We start from the raw sequence: 22,515 nt of genomic DNA on the forward strand, positions 1-22,515 counted from the left end.
GCGAGCGCTCGATCCGTCGTTCAGGATCCGTCGTACAGGCGCCCGGCAAAGCCGGGCGCTTGCGCTTGGTGCTTGCGGAACCACCGGTCTCCTCCTTGATTGGCTCCAACTCCCGCCGCCCTCGCCGCCGCGAGGTCGCCTCGCTGCGCTCGCACCGGGCTTTCTGCACCTGCAGCGCAAGGACCGGGCCACGGGCTCCCTCTACCTTGAAGTGATAAACTCCGACACGGCCGGCAAGCATGCCGGCCGTTGTCATTCCCACTCCTGGAGTAGCGCCATGCCCTGGCAAGAAGTCCGCATCCATACCGATTCCATCCACGCCGAACAGTTGTCGGACGCCCTGTTCGAGCTCGGCGCGCTGTCGGTCGGCATCGAGGACGCGGCGGCCGGCACGGCGGAGGAGAAGCCGATCTTCGGCGAACCGGGCGAGCCGGTCGACCAGATGTGGGAGCAGAGCATCGTGGTCGCCCTGCTCGAGGAAGACGCCGACGCGGCGCTGATGGTGACGGCCGCCGCCAACGCCGCCGGCATCGCCCAGCCGCGCTATACGCAAAGCCGCGTCGAGGAACAGGACTGGGTGCGGCTGACCCAGTCGCAGTTCGATCCGATCCAGGTGTCCGAACGGCTGTGGATCACCCCGACCTGGCATGCGCCGACGCCGCAGGCGATCAACCTGGCGCTCGATCCGGGCCTCGCCTTCGGCACCGGCAGCCATCCGACCACCTGGCTGTGCCTGCAATGGCTGGACCGCGAGCTGATCGCCGGCGAAAGCGTGCTCGACTACGGCTGCGGCTCCGGCATCCTGGCCATCGCGGCGCGGCTCCTCGGCGCCGGCGAAACCCACGGCGTCGACATCGACGCCCAGGCCATGCTGGCCAGCCGCCAGAACGCCGAGCAGAACCAGGTCGAGGCCGAGTTCTTCCTGCCCGACGCCGCGCCCGAACGCACCTACGACCTGGTGGTCGCCAACATCCTGACCAATCCGCTGAAGATGCTGGCGCCGCTCTTGGCCGGCCGCTGCCGCAGCGGCGGCCGGCTGGTGCTGTCCGGCATCCTGGCCGAGCAGGCCGACGAGGTGATCGCGATCTATGCCGACGCCTTCGAACTGGCCGTCTCGGCCGAGCGCGAAGGCTGGGTACGGCTTGCCGGCCGGCGTCGCTGAGCCCTCGCCGGCATCGCCCGGCGTTGCGGTGCGCCGACCGATGCCGCTAAGCTGCACCCGCTACGGCTTTCGCCTTCGCCGCCCCGCCGCTCACTGAACCCCAGACCCCGGCCATGTACCACGTCACGCGTTGCCCCAACTGCCGCACCAGCTTCCGCGTCACCGACGCCCACCTGAGCGCCTTCGAGGGCAAGGTGCGCTGCGGCCGCTGTGCCTTCGTGTTCGACGCCACCGCCCACTTCGTCGGCGACGCGCGGCCATCGAACTCGGCGCCGCCAGCCGCACCGGTGGCGGCACCGGTGGCGGCACCGGCTCCGACACCGACACCGACTCCAGCGTCGGTTCCTGCACCGGTTCCGGCGCCGAGCCTGGCATCCAAGGCCGCGGCGCCGATCGTCCCGCCGCCCGCCCCGATCCCCGCGCCGGCCCCGCCAGCCGAAGACGCGGCCTACGGCCTCGACAGCATCGCCAGCCAGCTCGAAGCCGCCGCCGAGGCCGAGCGCGACGAGGCCGACGACACCTTCGCCAGCCAGAGCCTGCAACAGCTGGCCGCGGCGCTGGCGCTGGAAGAGAAGCAATCCGCACGCAGCGACGCCATGCTCGATCTCGACCTCGATACCGAGGGCGCGCGCGGTATCGAGCATTTCGACACGCCGGCCGACGATACCGCCCACCTCGGCGGCATCGAGGTGGTCGAGCTAGCACCGGCCGCGCCGGCCCCGGCCCCGGTCGCGGCAGCCGACGGCGAGCACCACGATTTCCGCCCGATCATGAGCGCCCAGGACGAGAAATTCCTGCGCGTACCGGCCGGCCCCTCGCCCTGGCGCTGGCTGTGGAGCATCCCGGCGCTGCTGGCCCTGCTGGCGCTGGCTGGCCAGCTGGTCTTCCACTACCGCGGCGAGATCCTGGTGCAGCTGCCCGGCATCGAGCCCAAGCTGCGCCGCTTCTGCGCGCTGACCGGCTGCGAGCTGGCCCAGCCGGCGCGCTCCGAATGGCTGCGCACCGAGTGGAACGAGCTGGTCACGCTGCCCGAGCACCCGGGCCTCGTGCAATTGAGCGCCACGCTGCGCAACCAGGCCGAGTTCGCCCAGGCGCTGCCGCTGCTCGAGCTGACGCTGACCGACGACGCCGACCGGGTGGTGGCGCGCAAGGTATTCCAGCCGCGCGACTACCTGGCCCCGCTGGCCGACGGCAGCCGCGCACCGCTGCCGCCGAGCCTGCCCGCCAACGGCGAACTGCACGCCTTCCTGCAACTGGACCTCGGCGAGATGAAATCGAGCAGCTACGCGCTGCAGTGGTTCTACCCGCAGCGCAACTGAAGGCCCGGCGCGATCGCCCGAAACGGCCAGGCGGCTTGCTTTCGACCCGACCAGCATCAATACTGGACCGGATGACAACCCGGAGGACACAAGACATGGCCACCGTGCTACTCAACGGCGAACCGATCGGCGTCGGCGGCCGATTCCCCCGCGTGGGCGATACCGCGCACAGCTTCATGCTGGTCGACACCAATCTCGGCGACGTGCCTTTGTCCAAGTTCATGGGCCGCCGCAAGATCATCGCGGTGGTGCCTAGCGTCGACGCCGAGATCGGGCTCAAGATCACCCGCCGGCTCGAATCGATCGCCGACGGCTTCCCCAACACCAAGAGCTTCGTCGTGTCGGTCGACACGCCCTACGCGCTGTCGCGCATCATCGCGGTCGAGAACATCCGCAAGGTGCAATTGCTGTCCACGCTGCGCGGCCGCGACTTCCACAAGGACTACGGCGTGATGATCACCGACATCCCGCTGTCGGGCATGATGTCGACCGCGCTGTTCGGCATCGACGAGAACGACACCGTGCTGTACGCCGAACTGGTGCAGGACGTGAACGCGGAACCGAATTACCAGAAGCTGGCCGAAGCGATGCTGTCGCAGCCGTAACTGCCGCCCCTCTCCGATCACCCGGCCATTCCCGCGCGAACGGGGCCAGGCGCAGCAGTCGCTGCCCTGCCCCGGCCACGCGGGAATGCGCTTTTCCACCCTTCCGAACCCCACCTCCAGGAGCTTCTCCATGTCCACCGTGACCCTCCGCGGCAACCCGATCCCCGTCGAAGGCGACTTTCCCGCCGCCGGCAGCCAGGCCCCGGCCTTCAAGCTGGTCGGCGCCGACCTGGCCGACGTCACGCTCGAGAACTATGCCGGCCGCCGCAAGGTGCTGAACATCTTCCCGAGCATCGACACCCCGACCTGCGCCACCTCGACCCGCAAGTTCAACGCCGAGGCCGACAAGCTGGCCAATACCGTGGTGCTGTGCATCTCGGCCGACCTGCCGTTCGCGCAGAAGCGCTTCTGCGGCGCCGAGGGCCTGGCCAACGTGGTGACGCTGTCGACCATGCGCGGCCGCGAGTTCATCCGCGACTACGGCGTCGAGATCGCCGGCGGCCCGCTGGCCGGCGTGACCGCGCGCGCGGTGGTGGTGCTCGACGAGCAGAACAAGGTGCTGCACAGCGAGCTGGTCGGCGAGATCGCCGACGAGCCGAACTACGAAGCTGCACTGGCGGTGCTGAAGTAAGCCGCCCGACGATTCGTCCGAAGCCGCCGCAAGGCGGCTTTTTCATTGCGGCCGGCCGCGAGTGGATCAGAGATCTCGAGTCGGTAGGTCGGATTTATTCCGACAGCGCGCTTCACCAAGGTGGCTGCCGGAATAAATCCCGACCTACATGCGGCTTTCTTACGGCCAGGCAGGGCCGCCGTACCATGCGCCGCCGCTCAAGCCAGCCGCGCCGCCAGGTCCCATTCCTCGACGAAGTCGAGCAGCGCCAGCAGCGCCGCCGGCAGGTGACTGCGGCTCGGGTAGACCGCGTAGTAGTCGTTCGGCACCGGCGGGCAGCCGTCGAGCAGCGTGCGCAGCCGGCCGTTCGCCAGTTCGTCGCGGCACAGGAAGGCCGGCAGCATGGCGATGCCGGCGCCGGCGGCCGCGGCCTCGAGCAGGTGGCACAGGCTGTTGGCCGAATAGCCGGCGGCCGGCGTGACCGCCACCGTGCCCTGCTCGCCGCGCAGCAGCCATTGCGGCGCCGAGGCGTGCAGGAGGCAGGCGTGGCGCGCCAGCTCCTCGGGCCGGCCCGGCTCGCCCTCGCGCGCCAGGTAGCCGGGCGAGGCCACCAGCACCCGCCGCACCGTGCCGACGCGGCGCGAGACATGGCTGGAGTCGTGCAGCCGGCCGGTACGGAAGGCCAGGTCGATGCGGTCGGCCACCAGGTCGAGGTGGGCGTCGGTCACCAGGCAATCGAGTTCGATCTGCGGATGGCGCGCACGGAACGCCGCCAGGAGTTCGGGCAGCAGGCGCACGCCGGACGCCTCCGGCACGGTGATGCGCAGCCGGCCGGCCGGCGCATCGCGCAGCCGCGACACCGCCGCGTCGGCCGCGCGGGCGGCTTCGAGCATGGCCTGGCAATGCACCAGGTAGGCCTGGCCGGCGCCGGTCAGGCTCAGCTTGCGGGTGGTCCGCTGCAACAGCCGCACGCCGAGCGCGGCCTCGAGCTCGGCCAGGCGCTGGCTCACGGTCGACTTGGGCAGGCCGAGCCGCGCCGCCGCGGCGGTGAAGCTGCCGCTTTCCACCACCTGGGCGAAGACCGCCATCTGGTCGAGCTTCAGCATGTCATCGTTCGCCAATGCGGATAGTCATTCCAGATTATAGGGACTAATCATCCCAATCGCGCTTGCCTACACTGCGTCCCATCGAATCGCCACCACACAGGCCAAGCCATGAATACCCTCACCGTCGTCGCCACCATCGCCGCCCGCCCGGGCAGCGAAGCCCTCGTCGAAGCCGCGCTGCAGGCGCTGATCGAGCCGACCCGGCGGGAAGCCGGCTGCATCGAGTATGTCCTGCACCGCGACCAGGCCGAGCCGCGCACCTTCGTGTTCGTCGAACGCTGGTCCGATGCCGCCGCGCTCGACGCCCATCTGCAATCGCCCCACCTGGCCGACTACCTGCGCCGGGTCGACGGCCAGGTCGAGCACTGGCAGGTCCGCCGCCTCGACCGCATCGGCCGGTAATCCCCCTTTCCCAGACCTCATCCCGGAGCCCGAACATGAAAGCCGTCGCCCTGACCCGCTACCTGCCGATCGACCATCCCGAAGCCCTGCTCGACCTCGAGCTGCCCAAGCCGCCGGCGCCGGCCGGCCACGACCTGCTGGTGCGTATCGAAGCCGTCTCGGTCAACCCGGTCGACTACAAGGTGCGCGCCCCGAAGGACAAGATCGAGTCCACGCCGCGCGTGCTCGGCTGGGACGCCGCCGGCGTCGTGGAGGCGGTCGGCGAGGCGGTCAGCCTGTTCAAGCCGGGCGATCGCGTCTACTACGCCGGCGACATCACCCGGCCCGGCAGCAACGCCGAATTCCAGCTGGTCGACGAACGCATCGTCGGCCACCGCCCGGCCACGCTGGACGCGGCCCAGGCCGCCGCGCTGCCGCTGACCGCGATCACCGCCTGGGAAGCGCTGTTCGACCGGCTCGGCATCGACCTCGACGGCCGCCACGCCGGCAAGAGCCTGCTGATCGTCGGCGGCGCCGGCGGCGTCGGCTCGATCGCGATCCAGCTGGCCAAGCTGGCCGGCCTGACGGTGATCGCCACCGCCAGCCGCGCCGAATCGCGCGCCTGGTGCCTCGAACTCGGTGCCGACAAGGTGGTGGCGCACGGCGACGGCCTGGTCGCCGCGGTGCGCGAGGCCGGGCTGCAGCAGGTCGACTACATCCTGTGCACCAGCGATACCGACGGCTATTTCGCCGCGCTGGCCGAGCTGGTCGCACCGCAGGGCGGCATCGTCACCATCGTCGAGACCGGCAAGGCGCACGACCTCGACCCGCTCAAGGCCAAGAGCGCCTACTTCGCCTGGGAATTCATGTTCACGCGCTCGATGTTCCAGACCGCCGACATGATCGAGCAGCATCGCCTGCTGGAAGAAGTCGCCAGGCTGATCGACGCCGGCCGGCTGCGCACCACGCTGGCCGGCACGCTCGGGCCGATCGACGCGGCCCACCTCAAGCGCGCCCATGCGCTGCTCGAAGGCGGACGCACCATCGGCAAGCTGGTGCTGGCGGGCTTCGGCGGCTGACGGTATCGGCGTCCCTGCAGGAGCGGCTTCAGCCGCGAATGACTGCCAATTCATCCGGCACCATTCGCGGCTGAAGCCGCTCCTGCCGCCCCAATCCGGCGCGATCGCCCCGGCGCAGGCCGGATTTCGGCCCGACGGCGCCGCCGGGCCAGGCCGCCGTCGGACTGAAGTCCGCCCTGCCCATCGCCCCAGCGGCGCGACGATCGGCCACGGCCGCATCCGCCGCGCCCTGGATTACCATGGCGGCCCCGTCCAAACCTCGCCCGCCATGCCCGACTGGCCGCAAGACCTTCTCGACGCTTCGCCCTGGTTCGCCGTCCTGCGGCCGCTGTGGCCCCGGCTGGGCTGGCAGCGCTTCCCGGCCGAGGCCGACTGGGCAACGCTCGATCCCGCGCTGCGGCCGCACACCGACGGCGGCCGGCCGGTCCATTTCGTCGCCGCCGACGGCCTGCCCGGCGAGGGCTACGAGGCGCGCATCGGCCGCTGCGGCGAGGTCGCCACCCGGCCCGGCAATTGGCACGACGCGTTCAACGCGCTGTGCTGGCTGGCCTGGCCGCGAAGCAAGGCAGCGCTCAACGCGCTGCATCTGCGCGAGCTGGCGGCCCAGGCCGGCCCGCAACGCAGCCGCGTACGCGATTGCGCCACGCTGTTCGACGAATCGGGCCTGGTGCTCGCCTATTGCGGCGACTCGCCGCTGGCGGCGCTGCGCGGGCACGACTGGGACGAGCTGTTCCTGGCCCGGCGCGGCGACTGGGGCCGGCGGCTGGCGCCGCTCGCCTTCGGCCATGCGCTGCTGGAAAAGGGCCTGGCGCCCTTCGTCGGCATCGTGGCGCGGACCATGCTGGTCGAGGTCGAACCCGGCTGGTTCGACGCGGCGCCGGGCGAAAGGCTGGACCGGCTCGACCGGGCGGTCGCCGCCGCCATCGCCGACGGCCTGCTGGCCGCGCCCGGGGCGCTGTCGCCGCTGCCGGTGCTCGGCATCCCGGGCTGGTGGCCGCGGCAGGACGCCGCCTTCTACGCCGACCGGCAGCATTTCAGGCCGCGCCGCGTCGTCGTTCATCAAGACTGAACGCGTTTCGCCCCGCCGATCCGCATTTCGTCGCAAGCCACTCTCTTGCGCAATCCGAAGCGACTACCTTTCGTTCCGCGGACCGGGAACAAGCCGGCCGCATCGATCAGAGGGGAGTGTCCAGATGTTCAGTCCATTCACGCTCGGCCGCCGCGCGCCGAGCTCGCAGGCCGAGTCGCAGCGCAAGGTGGTGCCGCTGCGGACCCCGCAACCCGTCGCCCCGCCGCGCGACCAGCCCAGCAGCCGGACCGCCTGAGCGCATGCTCCGCCCGCGTCGACGCGCATCGAACTGCAATCCAGGCGCCCGGCCAGGCCGGGCGAGCGCGTCCGCGGCCGGCCGCACGGCCCCGGCCGATCCGTATTTCCCCCTCCCCGCTGCCGCGAGCGCGCGCATGCCGGCCACCCGAGCCCATGGCAGGCTTTAAACTCGTGGGCATGCCTACTCCAACCACCGCCTGGCGCGCCCCCTGGCGCAATCTGCTGGTCACGCTGGTCGTCAACACCCTGGCCGGGGTGTTCTTCTCGCTGACCAGCGATTCGCCGGCCTGGCGCGTGATGCTGACCATCCATGTGGTGGGCCTGTCGGTGTTCGCGGTGGTCACGGTCACCTTCACCGTCATCAAGCCGCCGCCGCGGCGCGAACCGTTCTACTTCGTCGGCGCCATCGTGGTCGGCGCGCTGCTCGGCCTGGTGTTCAACTGGCTGATGCGCTGGGACGAGCTCAGCGACGTGGTGCGCCAGTACCCCGCCTACCTGCTGGCCAGCCTGATGGTGTTCATGCTGGCCGCCGCCGTGATCGCCAGCATCCTGTGGGGGCGCGAGAAATCCGGCCGGCTCGAGGCCGCCTACCATGCCGAGCAGGCCCGCCGCGGCGACCAGGAGAAGCAGCTGATGGCGGCCCAGATGCGCATGCTGCAGGCGCAGATCGAGCCGCATTTCCTGTTCAACACCCTGGCCAACGTACAGAGCCTGATCGACGTCTCGCCGGTGACGGCCAAGAAGATGCTCGGCCTGTTCAACGACTACCTGCGCGCCTCGCTGGCGCGCACGCGCGATGCGCAGGGCACGGTGCGGCAGGAGCTCGACCTGTTGCGCGCCTACCTCGGCATCCTGCAGATCCGCATGGCCGAGCGGCTCGAATTCGAGCTCGACTGCCCGCCCGGGCTGCTCGACGCGCCGCTGCCGCCGATGCTGCTGCAGCCGCTGGTCGAGAACGCGGTGCGCCACGGCCTCGAGCCCAAGGTCGAAGGCGGCACGGTGCGCATCACGATCAGCGTGCGCGGCGATACGCTGCTGGCCGAGGTCAGCGACGACGGCCTGGGCCTGCAGGAAGGGCTCGGCAGCTTCGGCATGGGGTTGGCCAACGTGCGGGCGCGGCTCAGCACGCTGTACGACGGCCAGGCCCGGCTCGAGCTGGCCGCCAATGCCGCGGGCGGCGTCAGCGCCCGCATCGAACTCCCGCTGCGCGGCTGATCCGGCCGCCCCGACCGCCATGACCCAGACCCAACCGCTCGCCCTGATCGCCGACGACGAACCCCACCTGGCCGACTACCTGCAGGCGCGGCTGGCCGAGCTGTGGCCCGAGCTGCGCATCGCCGCGGTGGCGCGCAACGGGCTGGAGGCGGTGGCGGCGCTGAAGGAGCACGAGCCCGACGTGGCTTTCCTCGACATCAAGATGCCGGGACTGTCGGGCCTCGAGGTGGCGCGCCAGGCCGACGGCTGCCACTGCGTGTTCGTCACCGCCTACGACCAGTACGCGGTCGAGGCCTTCGAGCGCGACGCCATCGACTACCTGCTCAAGCCCTACAGCGACGAGCGGCTGGCGCGCGCGGTGGAGAAACTGCGCGACCGGCTGGCCAGCCAGCGGCCGGCCGACAACCGCAACCTGCTCGAAACGCTGCGCAGCGCGCTCGGCGGCCTGCCGATCGGCATGCTGCCGCAGCGGCTGAGCTGGATCCGCGCCGGCCAGGGCAACGACGTGAAGCTGATCGCGGTCGACGACGTCTGCTATTTCCATGCCGCCGACAAATACACCACGGTGGTCACGCGCGAAGGCGAATACCTGATCCGCACCTCGCTCAAAGAGCTGCTCGAGCAGCTCGATCCCGACCAGTTCTGGCAAGTGCACCGCGCCACGCTGGTCAACGTGCGCGACATCGCCGAGGCCAACCGCGACTTCGCCGGCCGGGTGACGCTGTGCCTGCGCTCGCGGCCGGAGAAGATCGCGGTCAGCCGCGCTTACGCGCATTTGTTCAAGCAGATGTAAGGACTAAGGACGGCAAATCTCACCGCGGAGGATGCGGAGGACGCGGAGGGCGCAGAGGAATGCACAGGGAGGAAGCGGACGCATGGATCGGACCTCTGCGTCCTCCGCGGTGAAGGCTTTTGGCCATGCATCCTAGGCCACGCACGGCCGCCGCCCGGCGCGCTCAGCCCGCTGCGTACTGCCGGCGCAGGTTCTCCAGCGTGCGGTCCTTCTCTTCCCACAGTCCGTGCACCCAGGCCTGCACGCGGGCGCGGAAGGCCGGGTCGCCGCCGTAGTCGCCCTGGATGAATTCGCGCGGGATCGGCAGCTCGTTCACCAGCACCACCACCTGGCGGATCTTGCCCGACATCAGGTCCCACAGCGTCGGCGTGCCCTGCGGATAGAAGATGGTGACGTCGAGCAGCGACTGGAATTTCTCGCCCATCGCGTTCAGCGCCAGCGCGATGCCGCCGGCCTTGGGCCGCAGCAGGTGCTGGAACGGCGAACCCTGCTGCTGGTGCTTGTGCGGCGTGAAGCGCGTGCCTTCGAGGAAATTCATCACCGAGGTCGGCACCAGGCTGAACTTCTCGCAGGCCCGGCGCGTGGTCTGCTGGTCCTCGCCGCGCTTTTCCGGATGCTTCTTCAGGTAGGCCTCGCTGTGCCGCTTCATGAACGGGAAGTCGAGCGCCCACCAGCAGATGCCGATCAGCGGCACGTAGATCAGCTCGCGCTTGAGGAAGAACTTGAGCATCGGGATGCGGCGGTTGAACACCTTCTGCAGCACGAAGATGTCGACCCAGCTGCGGTGGTTCGACTCGACCAGGTACCAGCCGCCGTAGCGCAGCGGGTCGAGTCCCTCCACCCGCCATTGCACCCGCTGCGCCAACGCGATCCAGACGCCGTTGTTGCCGATCCAGCGCTCGGCGATCGCGTTGAGCACGTGGTCGACCGGCCGGCGCACCGCGTGCAGCGGCAGCAGCAGCTTGATCACGGCGAAGGCCAGCAGGATCGTGCCGAGCACCACCGTGTTCAGCGCCAGCAGCAGCGTGGACAGGAGGCCGCGCAAGGGGCGGGCAGGAAACTCAGCATGGCGGTCGGACCTTCGGCAGCGGAAAGGCCGCCATTGTACCCAATCAACCGCTCGGTCCGTCGCCGGGCGGCGACGGGCGCAAGGCCGAATCCAAAGGGAATCCAATCGGGATCCGGCCGGGATCCGCTCAGGACTCGCGATGGGCGCGCATCAGCCGCACGTAGTGCTGGGCCGAGTAGGCGAAGTGGGCCAGCTCCTCGGGGCTCAGCGGCCGCACTTCCTTGACCGGCCGGCCGAGGTAGAGCCAACCCGACTTGAGCACCTTGCCCGGCGGCACCAAGGAACCGGCGCCGACCATCACCCGCGGCTCGAGCACCGCGCGGTCGAGCACGATGGTACCGATGCCGATCAGGCATTCGTCGCCGATGGTGCAGCCGTGCAGGGTGACCTGGTGGCCGATGGTCACGCGCTCGCCGATGATCAGCGGCGCGCCTTCGGGGTCGCTGTCGCGCTTGTGGGTGACGTGCAGGCAGGCCAGGTCCTGCACGTTGGAATCGTTGCCGATCCGCACGTGGTTGACGTCGCCGCGCACGATGGCGCCAGGCCAGATCGAGGCGTTCTCGCCGAGGACCACGTCGCCCACCACCACCGCGGCGGGATCGATCCAGGCGGATTCGGGAACGGTGGGATGGATGCCTTTGAACGGACGGGTGGCCATGGCGGAGCTTTCTGCGGTGGATGGGGTGGAGACGATGCCTGAGTGCAGGAGTCTTTTGGCGCCGCGGCACGCTGTCAACCACGGCCGGCGCGCACAAGAAAAAATCGGGTGCGGCAAGCCGCACCCGATCAATGGCGATCCGTGAACGGGATCGATCAGAACTTGTAGTTGGCCGTGGCGCGCACGTAGCGGCCGCGCAGGTCGTACAAGGTGAAGTTGGTGCCCAGGCCGTAGCGCGAGGCGTAGTAGGCGTCGAACGGTGGCGTGCGGTCGAACAGGTTCTGCACCGACAGCGAGGCGCCCAGCTGCTTGCTGAAGTTGTAGCTGGCGTACCAGTCGAGCGTGGTGAAGCTGTTCACGTGCTCCTGGCCGACCGCCTGTTCCTGCTTGTAGCCGGCGGTGTGGTTGGCCTTGAGCTTGGTGGTCCAGTCGCCCTTCTCCAGCGTCAGGCTCGCGCTGCCCTTGTAGCGCGGATAAGTACCGCCCGACACGCCGCGGCCGACGTAGTCCTCGACCTCGGCGCCGGCTGCCGGCGGCGTCTTGTACGACAGCAGGTAGTTGGCGTCGAAGTCGACGCTGAAGCGGCCGTAGGCGGTCGGCGCGAAGCGCAGGTTGGCGGTCAGGTCCAGACCCTTGGTCTCGACGAAGGACAGGTTGCGGTAGGAGGTCACCACGTACAGCAGGTTGCCGGTCGCCGCGTCGCGCACCACCGAGTTGCGGTACTGCGCTTCGTTCTCGTGGTCGGCGACGTACTGGGTGTCGTCCGAGGTCACCAGCTTGCGCTGGCGGATCTTGTAGAAGTCCAGCGAGGTATTGAAGCTGTTGCTGGGCTCGAACACCACGCCCAGGGTGTAGCTCTTGGAACGCTCGGCTTCCAGCGACGGGTTGCTGGCGATGATGCCGGCGACCGATACCGTCTGGCCGCGCAGCGCCGGGTTCGGGTGGTTGCGGTCGATCAGGTTGACGAAGAAGGTCGAGTTGGACTCGGCGTTCTCGGCCAGCGTCGGAGCGCGGAAGCCCTCGCTGTAGGAGCTGCGGAACATCACCTGCCGGGTCGGCGTCCACTTGGCGCCGATCTTGGGCGAGAAGGCCGAGCCGAAGTCGCTGTAGCGATCCTGGCGGCCGGCCAGGGTGAACTCGAGCGACTTGAGCACCGGCATGTTCAGCTCGACGAAGGCGGCGGTCACGTCGCGCGAACCCTGGGTGCGCGTCGCGCCCTGGCCCAGCACCAGACCCTTGGCCAACGCGTCGTCGGGACGGTCGTCCATCTCTTCGCGGCGCCAGTCGAGGCCGGTGGCGATGCCTACCTTGCCGCCGGGCAGGTCGAACAGCTCGCCGCTGAGCTCGAAGTCGGCGAAGTCGACGGTCGAGGTCGACTCGCGGTTCAGGTTCAGCCGCAGGCTGTCGGCCACGGCCTTGCTGTTCTGCGGGTTGAGGAAGCTGTAGGAGCCGTTCTTGATGACCTCGGCCAGCCGCACGCCGTTGATGCGGTTGAACTGGACGTTCTTGGCCTTGTTCTCGGAGCGGCCGCCGGCCACGTCCCATTCCCAGCCGCCGAACTCGCCCTTGAGGCCGCCCAGCACGCGGTAGCTGTCGCTGTCGATCTTGGCGCTGCGCGGGCCGACGTCGATGAAGGCGTAGGCGAAGCGCGACGGCGTGGCGAACGGGTTGGCCGCGTTGCCGACCGGCAGCTTGTTGTCGTCGAGCGACAGGCCGCCGGTGACCGGGTTGTAGCGGGTGCCGATGCCGGTGTTGGAGACGGCGGCCGGCGAGAAGGTCTGCTCGGTCTCGGTGTGCGACAGCAGCACTTCGCCGTAGGCCTGCAGGTTGCCGAAGTTGGCCGCGCCGCGGACGAAGCCGTTGACGCGCTCGGTGCCGGGCATCAGCTCGGTGTACGGCGCCAGGTTGAAGGCGCATACGTCACCGGTCAGGTTGGTGCCGGTGTACGGGTTGCTGAAGTTCGAGGCCGGCATCTTCACCGTGCCGTTCGGGCAGGTGGCGAAGGCCTGACGGCTGGTCGCGGCCACGCGGTAGGTGCCGCCCGAGGCCGACCAGCCGAACAGGCCGCCCGGATAGGCGCGGAAATCCTGGTCCTTGGTGAAGTCGCGCTCGGTGGCCTTGAGGCTGTCGCGCTTGAAATAGTCGAACGAAGCCAGCACGTTGAAGCGGTCTTCGTCGAGGTTGCCGATGCCGCCGGTGGCGGTCACGCGGTATTCGTTGAGGCCGCCCTCGGTCGAGGTGCCGGCGCTGGCCGAGGCTTCGAGGCCGGTGAAGTCCTTGCGCAGGATGATGTTGACCACGCCGGCGATGGCGTCGGAGCCGTACACCGCCGAGGCGCCGTCCTTGAGGATCTCGACGCGCTGGATGGCCGAGGCCGGGATGCTGTTCAGGTCGAAGAAGGCGTCGGACAGGTTCTGCGCGAAGCCGTAGTTGGCGACGCGGCGGCCGTTCAGCAACACCAGCGTCGACTTCTGGCCCAGGCCGCGCAGCGACAGGCCGGACGCGCCCGGCGCGAAGGAATTGGAGAAGGTTTCGTTGTAGCTGTTGGCATTGTTGGCGCTGACCGAGCGCAGCACTTCGGCCACCGTGGCCTTGCCGCTCTGTTCGATCTCCTTGCGCGTCACCACGGTGATCGGCGACGGCGTTTCGGACGAAATGCGCTTGATGCGGGAGCCGGTTACTTCAATTTTATCGACCTTGTCGCCCTCGGCGGCAAAGACGGAAGTGGCTGCACCCATGACACCCACGGTAGCGAGCGCCAGAGCGAGACGATTCATTTTCATCATGCTTTCAAACTCCTCGGAGGTTATCGCGCGTAGTCCGCCAAACCAGCCTGCATGCGCCACGTAGGCGAAGTTGCCGTTTCGGCGCAAAACCATACCGGTTAGTATGTGTTCTCTGTCTCGCGCGGACCGTAGTCTCTTCCAAGCGCCTGCGCTACTGCAACATATACCTACATTTATATTTCTGGATGTATCCTGAGCACGAAATATTCTATTTAGTCAACATGACTATCAAAAACATTGATTACGCGATCCGCCCCGCACGGAACCCGGCCGGGCGATCATCGACTCATCCCCATCCCCGCCTTCTGCAGGAGCCCAGAACATGACCAATCCGCTGCTCGATTTCTCCGCCCTGCCCCATTTCGACCAGGTCCGCCCGAGCACGTCGCGCCGGCGATCGACCGGCTGCTGGACGAGGCGCGTGCCGCCATGCGCGCGGCCGAGACCGTCGCGCCGGTCGACTGGGACCACTTCGTCACGCCGTTCGACGACGCCAGCGAACGCCTGTCGCGCGCCTGGAACCAGGTCGCCCACCTCAACGCGGTGGTCAACACGCCGGCGCTGCGCGAGGCCTACAACGCCGCGCTGCCCAAGCTCAGCCAGTTCGGCGCCGAGGTATCGCAGAACCTGGCGCTGTACCGGCAGTACAAGCGGCTCGCCGAACGGCTCGCCGAATCGGGCGACGACGCCGGCTATCCGCCGGCGCGGCGCAAGATCGTCGAGAACGCGCTGCGCGACTTCCGCCTCGGCGGCGCCGAACTGCCCGAGGCCGACAAGGCGCGCTTCGCCGCGATCAAGGAGGAGCTGGCGCAACTGGCCGCGCGCTTCGAGCAGAACCTGCTCGACGCCACCGACGCCTACGCCCACTACGTCGAGGACGAGGCCGAGCTGGCCGGCCTGCCCGACGACGTCAAGGCGCAGTGCCGCGCCGCGGCCGAGAAGGACGGCCGCGCCGGCTACAAGCTGACGCTGCACATGCCGGTCTACCTGCCGGTGCAGAACTACTGCGACAACCGCGCGCTGCGCGAGACGCTGTACCGCGCCTACGCTACCCGCGCCTCCGAGCTCGGCGTGGCCGAATTCGACAACAGCGAGGCGATCGGCCGCATCCTGGCGTTGCGCGCCGAGATGGCCGGTCTCTTGGGCTTCGCCAACTACGCCGAGTATTCGGTCGCCACCAAGATGGCCGACACGCCCGACGAGGTGCTCGGCTTCCTGCGCGACCTGGCGCGGCGCGCGCGCATCCATGCGCGGCAGGACCGCGACGAGCTCGAAGCGTTCGCCGCGCGCGAACTCGGCCTCGACACGCTCGAATCGTGGGACCTGGGCTACGTCAGCGAAAAGCTCAAGGAGGCGCGCTACAGCTTCTCCGAGCAGGAGGTGAAGCAGTACTTCACCGAGCCGCGCGTGCTGGCCGGCCTGTTCGATGTGATCCACGCGCTGTACGGCCTGCGCGCCGAGCCCGACCAGGCGCCGGTCTGGCACGAGGACGTGCGCTTCTACCGCCTGGTCGACGGCGAGGGCCGGCTGGTCGGCCAGTTCTACCTCGACCTGTATGCGCGCGAAGGCAAGCGCGGCGGCGCCTGGATGGACGACTGCCGCAACCGCCGCGAGCTGGCCGACGGCCGGGTGCAGACGCCGATCACCTACCTGACCTGCAACTTCGGCCGCGGCCACGGCGGCAAGCCGGCCACCTTCAGCCACGACGAGGTGATCACGCTGTTCCACGAGATGGGCCACGGCCTGCACCAGTTGCTGACCGAGGTCGGCGAACTCGGCGTGGCCGGCATCAACGGCGTGGAATGGGACGCGGTCGAGCTGCCGAGCCAGTTCATGGAGAACTTCTGCTGGGAATGGCCGCGGGTCGAGGCGATGACCGCCCACGTCGACAGCGGCGAGCCGCTGCCGCGCGCGCTGTTCGACAAGATGCTGGCGGCCAAGAACTACCAGGCCGGCATGATCACGGTGCGCCAGCTCGAATTCGGCCTGTTCGACATGGAGCTGCACAGCCGCTTCGACGCCGGCGGAGAGACGGTGCTGCAGCTGCTCGAACGCATCCGCGACGAGGTGGCGGTCAACCGGCCGCCGGCCTGGAACCGCTTCCCCAACGCCTTCTCGCACGTGTTCGCCGGCGGCTACGCGGCCGGCTACTACAGCTACAAGTGGGCCGAGGTGCTGAGCGCCGACGCCTACGCGGCGTTCGAGGAGGCGCCGGCCGATTTCGCCGAGACCGGCGCGCGCTTCCGCCGCGAGGTGCTGGCGGTCGGCGGCAGCCGGCCGGCGATGGACAGCTTCAAGGCCTTCCGCGGCCGCGCGCCGAGCATCGACGCGCTGCTGCGGCATAGCGGGATGGCGGGCTGAAGGTCTGGCCGGCGGAATGGCAAATTGAACGACTGACCGCTGAGGACGCCGAGGACGCGGAGGCAAGGCCACTGCGTTCCGGTGCCCACAGGCGGCTGGCCTGGCACCCTGTAGGAGCGGCTTCAGCCGCGAATCGGTGCGGTGCCACTGCCGCCATTCGCGGCTGAAGCCGCTCCTACCCAGTAGAAGGGCATGAAAAAACCCGGCCGAGGCCGGGTTTTTTCATGTGCTGCCGTGCTGGATACAACTGTCGCTTCCATGAAAAACGAACGAGCGGCGGCGAGGGCGGGGGGAGTCGGGTTGAATCAGGGAGCGCCGCTCCCCGAACCTGCTCCGCCCTCGAACGCCCGGCTTGGCCGGGCGCCGCTCTGAACATCCGCCATTCACCGACGCCGATCAGCCCATCAAGGCGCGTCAGAAGCCGGCCTGCAGGCCCAAGGCGATCGAACGGCGCTTCTCGTCCTTGATGCCGGCGGTGTGGCTGTAGCTCAGGTAGCCCGACACGCCCGGCGCGAACTCGGCGCGGGCGCCGACGTTGAGCACGGCGTAGCTCGGATCGGGCGTGAACACCGACGTCTCGAAGGTGGTCGGCTGGCCGACCAGGCCGGCCTCGACGGTGCGGTCCTTGTCCTTGCTGTCGCGATAGACCATCACCGAGCCGAACGGCGTGACCTTGCCCAGCTTGACCTCCGCGCGGGCGCCGGCGCCGGCCAGCAGCGAATCGACGCGCTGCGTGCCGTAGCGCATCGAGGTGCTGCAGAACGATGCGTTGGCGACGTCGCCGCACTTTTCCGAGTAGCCGCTGATCTTGTTCTCGCGGAAGGCCAGGCTGACGGTCGGGGTGACCGAGGCGCTGCCGAAGGACAGCGTGTAGCCGCCGACCACCCGCAGGCCGACCTGGTTGCCGCGCGCATCGGCGCGCTCGACGCGCTTGAGCGCGCCCAGCGTGATGTTGCGCTCGATGTCGGAGAAGCGGGTCGAGCCGAACACCAGGTCGCCGCCGATCGAGATCGGGCCGTTGTCGTAGCGGCCGTAGAAGGCCACCGCGCGGTTGGTGGCCGAGAACGAGCCGGCCTGGTTGGCGAAGTCGGTGTCGTTCTTCACCTGGGTGAAGTTCACGCCGACCACGCTGTGGGCGCCGAACTGGTTGTCGACGCCGACCGTCGCGGCGGTGTTCTTGGCATCGCTCTTGAGGCTGTCGACGCCGCCTTCGGTGTCGTGGTCGAGCCGGCTGACGCGGGTGTAGACCTCGACGTCGTTGACCGAACGGGCGCGCACGCCGCGCTCGTCGATGGCGGCCTGGGCCGCGGCCACCACGGCCGGCTGGTTGTTGACCAGCTGGGCGGCGTAGTAGGGCGCGTCGAGCACCGAGCCGATGTACTGGGCCAGCACGGCGTGGGTCTGCGGCGTCGGGTGGCGGTCGTCGGCGAACAGGTAGCCGGAGCCGGCCAGCTGGGCGCTGGTGCAGACCAGCGAGCTGGTGCCGACCGGGCAGGCCTGGCCCGCCACGTTGCTGAAGCCGAAGGCGGTCGGGTTGGCCAGCACTTCGTTGAGGAAGCGCTGCACGTCGATCACCACCACGTCCTGGCCGACCAGGCCGCCGGCCAGCGCGGTGTTGAACAGGCCGGACAGCTGGGTCGCGCCGCTGCGCACCGACAGGTAGGCGCCCGAGGCGTTGGTGGTCGACAGCTGGCTGGCCAGCGTGTCGTTCAGCGTCTGGGTCGAGCCGCTGACGGCCGCGAAGGCCGAGGCCAGCGTGGCGTTGAGCTGGGCGGCGACGGCCGGGGTGACCTGGCCCATGATGGTCGGCAGCGCGGCGCTGACGTTGGTCACCACCTGGCTCTGGGCAGCGGCCAGCTGGGCCTTCAGCGTCGGGCCGACCGCGGCCAGCGCCGGGTTGGCGGCCACCACCGCGTCGACCGCGGCGTTGACGGCGTTGACGTAGGTGGCGTTGATCGCGCCGATGGTGGCGGCGCCGGCGTTGGCGCTCAGGTTGCCGCCGATCTGGCTTTGCAGGGTGTTGCCGACGTTGGTCTGCAGCGTGGCCAGCTGGCCGGCCACGGCGTTGACGATGGCTTGGCGGGCGGCGTTGAGGCCGTTGGCGGTGGCGTTCTGGCCGCCGGCGTTGACCTGGGCGTTGGCGGCGACCACCGCCTGGCCGGTGACGCCGCCGATGGTGCCGGCCGAGTTCAGGTTGGTCACCGTGGTGTTCAGCACGCCGCCGACCGAGGCCGGCAGGTTCAGCGAGGCCATGCCGGTGTTCAGGTTGGCGGTCAGCTGGGTCGACAGCGAACCCGACCAGGCGGTGTTGAAGGCGGTCTGGAAGCCGGAGGCGACGGCGGCCGCAGTGGCCGCGCCGAGCGCCGGGGTCAGGCTGGCCTGCACGTTCTGCGCCAGCGTGGCGCTGGTCTGCGCGGCAACGCCGCTGCCGACCTGGGCGCCGACGCCGGTGGCGACCGTGCCCGGCACGCTGGCCAGGAGGCCCTGCACCTGGGCGCTCGAGCCGAAGGCGGTCAGGTTGCTGCCGACCTGCGGCAGCGCGCCCTGCACCACCAGGCCGATGGCGCTCTGCATCACGCTCGGCGTCGCGCCGAAGTCGGGCAGGTTGTTGACGATGATGCGCTTGGCGCCGGCGGCGCGCAGCTTCTGCACCTGGGCGACGGTGGAGGCGACGGCGGCGCCCACCACGGCCTGGCCGGCGGCCGAACCGCCGGTCTGGGCGGCGGCCAGCGCCACCGGGATGTCGTTGCCGCCGACCCACAGCGAGTAGATCGCGTTCGGATCGGCCTTGCCGCCCGAACGGGCCAGGAAGTCGGCCACCTGGGTCGGCAGGTCGCGGATCTCGAGGCCGCCGGGACCGGCGTTGGTCACTTCGGTGGCGCGCGCGCCGCCCTGGGCGAAGTCGCTGCCGCCGGCCGCCAGCGCGGCGTTGGCCGTATTGGCCGCCTTGATCTGGATGCCGTACTTCTTGGCCAGCAGGGTGGCGTAGATGTCGGCGTTGTCCACCGTCCAGCGCGCGCCCTGCGGCAGGCCGGCGACGCCGCCGAAGGCGCCGATGTCGGTCAGGCTGTCGCCGAAGAAGTAGGCGTTCGAATACTGGCCCGCGGCCGACGCGGCCCCGGACAAGGCGATCGCGACCGCGGCGGCGGCCAGGGTCGGACGTACAAGGCCAAATCGTTTCATCTTTTGTCTCTCTCCGGAGGAAGGGGGCTTATAGAATTCGGGAGCCGTCGGGGCCACGCCGGTCAAGCGCTTGGCCGACTCCTGGGGCGCAATCGGGCCATATCGCCGGAAGCCGCATGAAACCTGGCTTTGGCGGGTGGTCGGCGGTTCGCCGCAACTATAAACATTTCAGAGTTTTTACACTAGGTGACTAAACATTCCATCGACGTGGTGGTCATCGGCGCCGGCGCGGCCGGCATGATGGCGGCAGCCGGCGCAGGCCAGCGCGGACGCGGCGTGGCCTTGATCGACCACAGCGAGCGCTTGGCCGAGAAGATCCGCATTTCCGGCGGCGGACGTTGCAATTTCACCAACTTCCAGGCGGCGGCCGATCGCTACCTGTCGCGAAATCCCCACTACTGCAAATCGGCGCTGGCCCAGTACGGCGCCCGCGACTTCATCGGGCTGGTCGACCGCCACGGCGTGAAATGGCACGAGAAGAAGCTCGGCCAGCTGTTCTGCGACGACAGCGCGCAGGACATCATCGACCTGCTGCGCGCGGAGTGCGACGCCGGCGCCGTGCAATGGCGCATGGGCACCGCGGTGAAGTCGGTCGAGCCGGGGCCGGACGGCAGCGGCTTCGTGGTGCACACCACGCGCGAAAGCTGGCATTGCCAGAGCCTGGTGATCGCCAGCGGCGGCCTGTCGATCCCGCCGATCGGCGCCACCGGCTTCGGCTACGAGCTGGCCAGGCAGTTCGGCCTGCCGGTGACCGCGCTGGCGCCGGCGCTGGTGCCGCTGACCTTCGAGCCGCGCGACCTCTACGGCGAGCTGGCCGGCGTGTCGCTCGACTGCGAGGCGAATGGCGGCGACGGGCCGAGCTTCCGCGAGAACGTGCTGTTCACCCATCGCGGCGTGTCGGGCCCGGCCATCCTGCAGATCTCCTCGTTCTGGCAGCCGGGCCGCGAGATCAGCCTCGACCTCTTGCCGGGCCGCGACGCCGGCCAGTTGTTCGAGGAGGCCGCGCGCAGCGACGCGCTGCTGCCCAACGTGCTGGCGACCTGGCTGCCCAAGCGCTTCGCCCAGGCCTTCTGCGCCGCCCATCTCGACATCCGGCCGATGAAGCAATACCGCCCGGCCGAGCTGGCCCAGCTGGCGCAGCGGCTGCACGACTGGCGGGTGAAGCCGAGCGGCAGCGAGGGCTACAAGAAGGCCGAGGTGACGCGCGGCGGGGTCGACACCGACGCGCTGTCGAGCAAGACCATGATGGCGCGCAAGGTGCCGGGGCTGTTCTTCGTCGGCGAGGTGGTCGACGTGACCGGCTGGCTCGGCGGCTACAACTTCCAGTGGGCGTGGTCGTCCGGCTGGGTGGCAGGAGAGCATGCCTAGGGGGTTGCTCCGCCTGATGTGCTGACTCGGCAGGCAGTGCGGCGCCCGGCAAAGCCGGGCGTTGGGGGTCAGTGAGTACTCAACGCTCCGGCATGCCCTGATCCACCCCTGCTCCCCCGCCCTCGCCGCCGCAAGGGCGCCTCGCTTCGCTCGTTAGCGACTCGAATACAGGTCACCATCTACCCCACGGCCGCCACGCTCCACCGTAGGAGCGGCTTCAGCCGCGAATCGTCGGGATTCCACAGCACCGAGCTTCGAACACGATTCGCGGCTGAAGCCGCTCCTACAAACCCGGCGCTCCAGCGCCGGATTTCGCCATCGGCGTCGCCGCCTCAGGTCGAGAACGCCAGGCAGTAGACCGGCGGCAGCTCGGCCGACACGCGCTGCCAGTTGTCGCCGCCGTCGTCGCTGGTCCACAGCGAGCCGGTGGTCGAGGCCATCGCGAGGCCGTCGCCCGTGCCGTCCACCGCCAGTCCGTGGCGGTAGACCAGGTGGAAGGCCGGCGCCGGCGGCAGGCCGGCCTTGAGCTTGTCGAAACCCTGGCCGCCGTCGCGCGTGCGCAGCACGTAGAAATCGCCCTCGTGCGGGATGCGCCGCTCGTCGACTTCGGCCGGCACGAACCAGGCGGTGCCGGGATCGCGCGGATGGGCCGCCACCGCGAAACCGAAGTTGCTCAGCGGCGGTGCCGGCCAGATCTCGTTCCAGCGCTCCAGCCCGTCGCGGCTGACGAACTGGCCGTTGTGGTGCTGGCACCAGAAGATGTCGGGCGCCTCGCGGCACTGCACCAGCCGGTGCGGGTCCTGGATGTCCGGGTCTTCCTTGGCGTCGGGCGGCATATAGGCGGCCCACATGCCGCCGCAGCGCGTCTCCCAGTTTTTCCCACCGTCGTGGCTGCGCCAGACGCCGCCGCAGGAGATGCCGAGCACGATGCGGTCCGGATCGCGCGGATCGAGCAGGATCGAATGGATGCCGGCGTCGTCGAAGCCGCCACCGAACCACTTGGCGCGCTCCGGCCGGTTCCACAGCGATTCGACCAGGCTCCAGCTGCGGCCGCCGTCGGCCGAGCGGAACAGCCCGGCCGGGATGCAGCCGGCCCACAGCGTGCCGTCCGGCGCGGCGGCCAGGCTCCAGACCTGGTCGACCACCGGCTTGCCGTCGAGCTCGGCCGGGAAGGCCGGCGCGGCGCGCTCGCTCCAGCTGGCGCCGCCGTCCTCGCTGACGTGCAGCTTGGGGCCGAAGTGGCCGTTGCGCAGCGCCGCGTACCAGCGCGGCCCGTCGGCCAGCAGCATGCTGACCTGCACGCCGGCGAAGTGATGCCCGGCCAGCGACCAGCCGTCGGCCGCGCGGCGGTAGACCAGCAAACCCTTGCGGCTGCCGACCAGCAGCGTATCGCTCATGTCGTCCCCTCCGTTCCGATGGCGCCAAGCGCGCCGCATGCTGGTTTATAGGCGATCGCGCCGCCGCGCCGCGCGGCATAATGGGCGCCCGCCACT

19 protein-coding genes are annotated in these 22,515 nt (G+C 69.5%); 12 read left to right on the plus strand and 7 right to left on the minus strand.

The window, feature by feature from the left end:
- Positions 1-277 precede the first annotated feature (277 nt).
- From prmA to tpx (H9L41_RS20210), 4 genes are all read left to right on the plus strand, one after another.
- Positions 278-1,162, plus strand: a complete 885-nt coding sequence (gene prmA, locus H9L41_RS20195) for a 50S ribosomal protein L11 methyltransferase (protein ID WP_028444887.1) — start codon at positions 278-280, stop codon at positions 1,160-1,162.
- 113 nt (positions 1,163-1,275) lie between these two features.
- Positions 1,276-2,481 (plus strand): DUF3426 domain-containing protein, encoded by a 1,206-nt coding sequence (locus H9L41_RS20200; protein ID WP_028444886.1) that lies wholly within the window; start codon positions 1,276-1,278, stop codon positions 2,479-2,481.
- Between the two features lie 95 nt (positions 2,482-2,576).
- On the plus strand, positions 2,577-3,086 hold the full coding sequence (gene tpx / locus H9L41_RS20205) for a thiol peroxidase (RefSeq protein ID WP_028444885.1): 510 nt from the start codon (positions 2,577-2,579) through the stop codon (positions 3,084-3,086).
- A gap of 130 nt (positions 3,087-3,216) precedes the next feature.
- Positions 3,217-3,717, plus strand: coding sequence for a thiol peroxidase (tpx, locus tag H9L41_RS20210; protein WP_028444884.1), 501 nt, complete (start codon positions 3,217-3,219; stop codon positions 3,715-3,717).
- A 197-nt stretch (positions 3,718-3,914) separates the two neighbouring features.
- Here tpx (H9L41_RS20210) and H9L41_RS20215 read toward each other — a convergent pair whose 3' ends face one another.
- A complete protein-coding gene (locus H9L41_RS20215; protein WP_028444883.1) occupies positions 3,915-4,802 on the minus strand; it encodes a LysR family transcriptional regulator in 888 nt (295 codons plus the stop codon).
- Positions 4,803-4,910: 108 nt separating this feature from the next.
- On the opposite strand from H9L41_RS20215, the gene H9L41_RS20220 reads away from it, so the two are divergent.
- Together H9L41_RS20220 and H9L41_RS20225 are read left to right on the plus strand one after the other, a co-directional pair.
- Positions 4,911-5,204 carry a putative quinol monooxygenase gene (locus H9L41_RS20220; protein ID WP_028444882.1) on the plus strand — a complete coding sequence of 98 codons (294 nt, stop codon included), beginning with the start codon at positions 4,911-4,913 and terminating at the stop codon, positions 5,202-5,204.
- 35 nt (positions 5,205-5,239) lie between these two features.
- Positions 5,240-6,262 carry a zinc-binding alcohol dehydrogenase family protein gene (locus H9L41_RS20225; RefSeq protein ID WP_028444881.1) on the plus strand — a complete coding sequence of 341 codons (1,023 nt, stop codon included), beginning with the start codon at positions 5,240-5,242 and terminating at the stop codon, positions 6,260-6,262.
- 28 nt (positions 6,263-6,290) lie between these two features.
- Here H9L41_RS20225 and H9L41_RS20230 read toward each other — a convergent pair whose 3' ends face one another.
- Positions 6,291-6,503 (minus strand): hypothetical protein, encoded by a 213-nt coding sequence (locus H9L41_RS20230; protein WP_169730141.1) that lies wholly within the window; start codon positions 6,501-6,503, stop codon positions 6,291-6,293.
- A 27-nt stretch (positions 6,504-6,530) separates the two neighbouring features.
- Here H9L41_RS20230 and H9L41_RS20235 point away from each other — a divergent pair, with 27 nt between their 5' ends.
- From H9L41_RS20235 to H9L41_RS20245, 4 genes are all read left to right on the plus strand, one after another.
- Positions 6,531-7,331, plus strand: coding sequence for a DUF3025 domain-containing protein (locus H9L41_RS20235; protein WP_051318726.1), 801 nt, complete (start codon positions 6,531-6,533; stop codon positions 7,329-7,331).
- A gap of 124 nt (positions 7,332-7,455) precedes the next feature.
- A complete protein-coding gene (locus tag H9L41_RS25195; RefSeq protein ID WP_265583856.1) occupies positions 7,456-7,587 on the plus strand; it encodes a hypothetical protein in 132 nt (43 codons plus the stop codon).
- Between the two features lie 179 nt (positions 7,588-7,766).
- On the plus strand, positions 7,767-8,804 hold the full coding sequence (locus H9L41_RS20240; RefSeq protein WP_051318725.1) for a sensor histidine kinase: 1,038 nt from the start codon (positions 7,767-7,769) through the stop codon (positions 8,802-8,804).
- A gap of 19 nt (positions 8,805-8,823) precedes the next feature.
- Positions 8,824-9,597: a LytR/AlgR family response regulator transcription factor gene (locus H9L41_RS20245; protein WP_028444879.1), complete on the plus strand. Its 774-nt coding sequence runs from the start codon at positions 8,824-8,826 to the stop codon at positions 9,595-9,597.
- A gap of 163 nt (positions 9,598-9,760) precedes the next feature.
- On the opposite strand, the gene yihG is transcribed toward H9L41_RS20245, so the two are convergent.
- The 3 genes from yihG to H9L41_RS20260 form a co-directional block, all read right to left on the minus strand.
- Positions 9,761-10,642: a 1-acylglycerol-3-phosphate O-acyltransferase, YihG family gene (yihG, locus tag H9L41_RS20250; RefSeq protein ID WP_187523550.1), complete on the minus strand. Its 882-nt coding sequence runs from the start codon at positions 10,640-10,642 to the stop codon at positions 9,761-9,763.
- A gap of 151 nt (positions 10,643-10,793) precedes the next feature.
- A complete protein-coding gene (locus H9L41_RS20255) occupies positions 10,794-11,324 on the minus strand; it encodes a gamma carbonic anhydrase family protein (protein WP_028444877.1) in 531 nt (176 codons plus the stop codon).
- A 155-nt stretch (positions 11,325-11,479) separates the two neighbouring features.
- On the minus strand, positions 11,480-14,101 hold the full coding sequence (locus tag H9L41_RS20260; protein ID WP_169730140.1) for a TonB-dependent receptor: 2,622 nt from the start codon (positions 14,099-14,101) through the stop codon (positions 11,480-11,482).
- Between the two features lie 438 nt (positions 14,102-14,539).
- Between H9L41_RS20260 and H9L41_RS20265 the strand changes: the two genes are divergently transcribed.
- A complete protein-coding gene (locus tag H9L41_RS20265; protein WP_308419542.1) occupies positions 14,540-16,471 on the plus strand; it encodes a M3 family metallopeptidase in 1,932 nt (643 codons plus the stop codon).
- A 414-nt stretch (positions 16,472-16,885) separates the two neighbouring features.
- Here H9L41_RS20265 and H9L41_RS20270 read toward each other — a convergent pair whose 3' ends face one another.
- A complete protein-coding gene (locus H9L41_RS20270; protein ID WP_028444874.1) occupies positions 16,886-19,654 on the minus strand; it encodes an autotransporter domain-containing protein in 2,769 nt (922 codons plus the stop codon).
- 186 nt (positions 19,655-19,840) lie between these two features.
- Here H9L41_RS20270 and H9L41_RS20275 point away from each other — a divergent pair, with 186 nt between their 5' ends.
- The gene (locus H9L41_RS20275; protein ID WP_028444873.1) at positions 19,841-21,022 is read left to right on the plus strand and encodes a BaiN/RdsA family NAD(P)/FAD-dependent oxidoreductase; all 1,182 of its coding nucleotides are present in this window, start codon (positions 19,841-19,843) and stop codon (positions 21,020-21,022) included.
- A gap of 332 nt (positions 21,023-21,354) precedes the next feature.
- Here H9L41_RS20275 and H9L41_RS20280 read toward each other — a convergent pair whose 3' ends face one another.
- A complete protein-coding gene (locus tag H9L41_RS20280) occupies positions 21,355-22,419 on the minus strand; it encodes a WD40/YVTN/BNR-like repeat-containing protein (RefSeq protein ID WP_028444872.1) in 1,065 nt (354 codons plus the stop codon).
- Positions 22,420-22,515: the final 96 nt, after the last annotated feature.

The sequence above is a fragment of the Chitinimonas koreensis genome (assembly GCF_014353015.1).
Taxonomy (GTDB): domain Bacteria; phylum Pseudomonadota; class Gammaproteobacteria; order Burkholderiales; family Chitinimonadaceae; genus Chitinimonas; species Chitinimonas koreensis.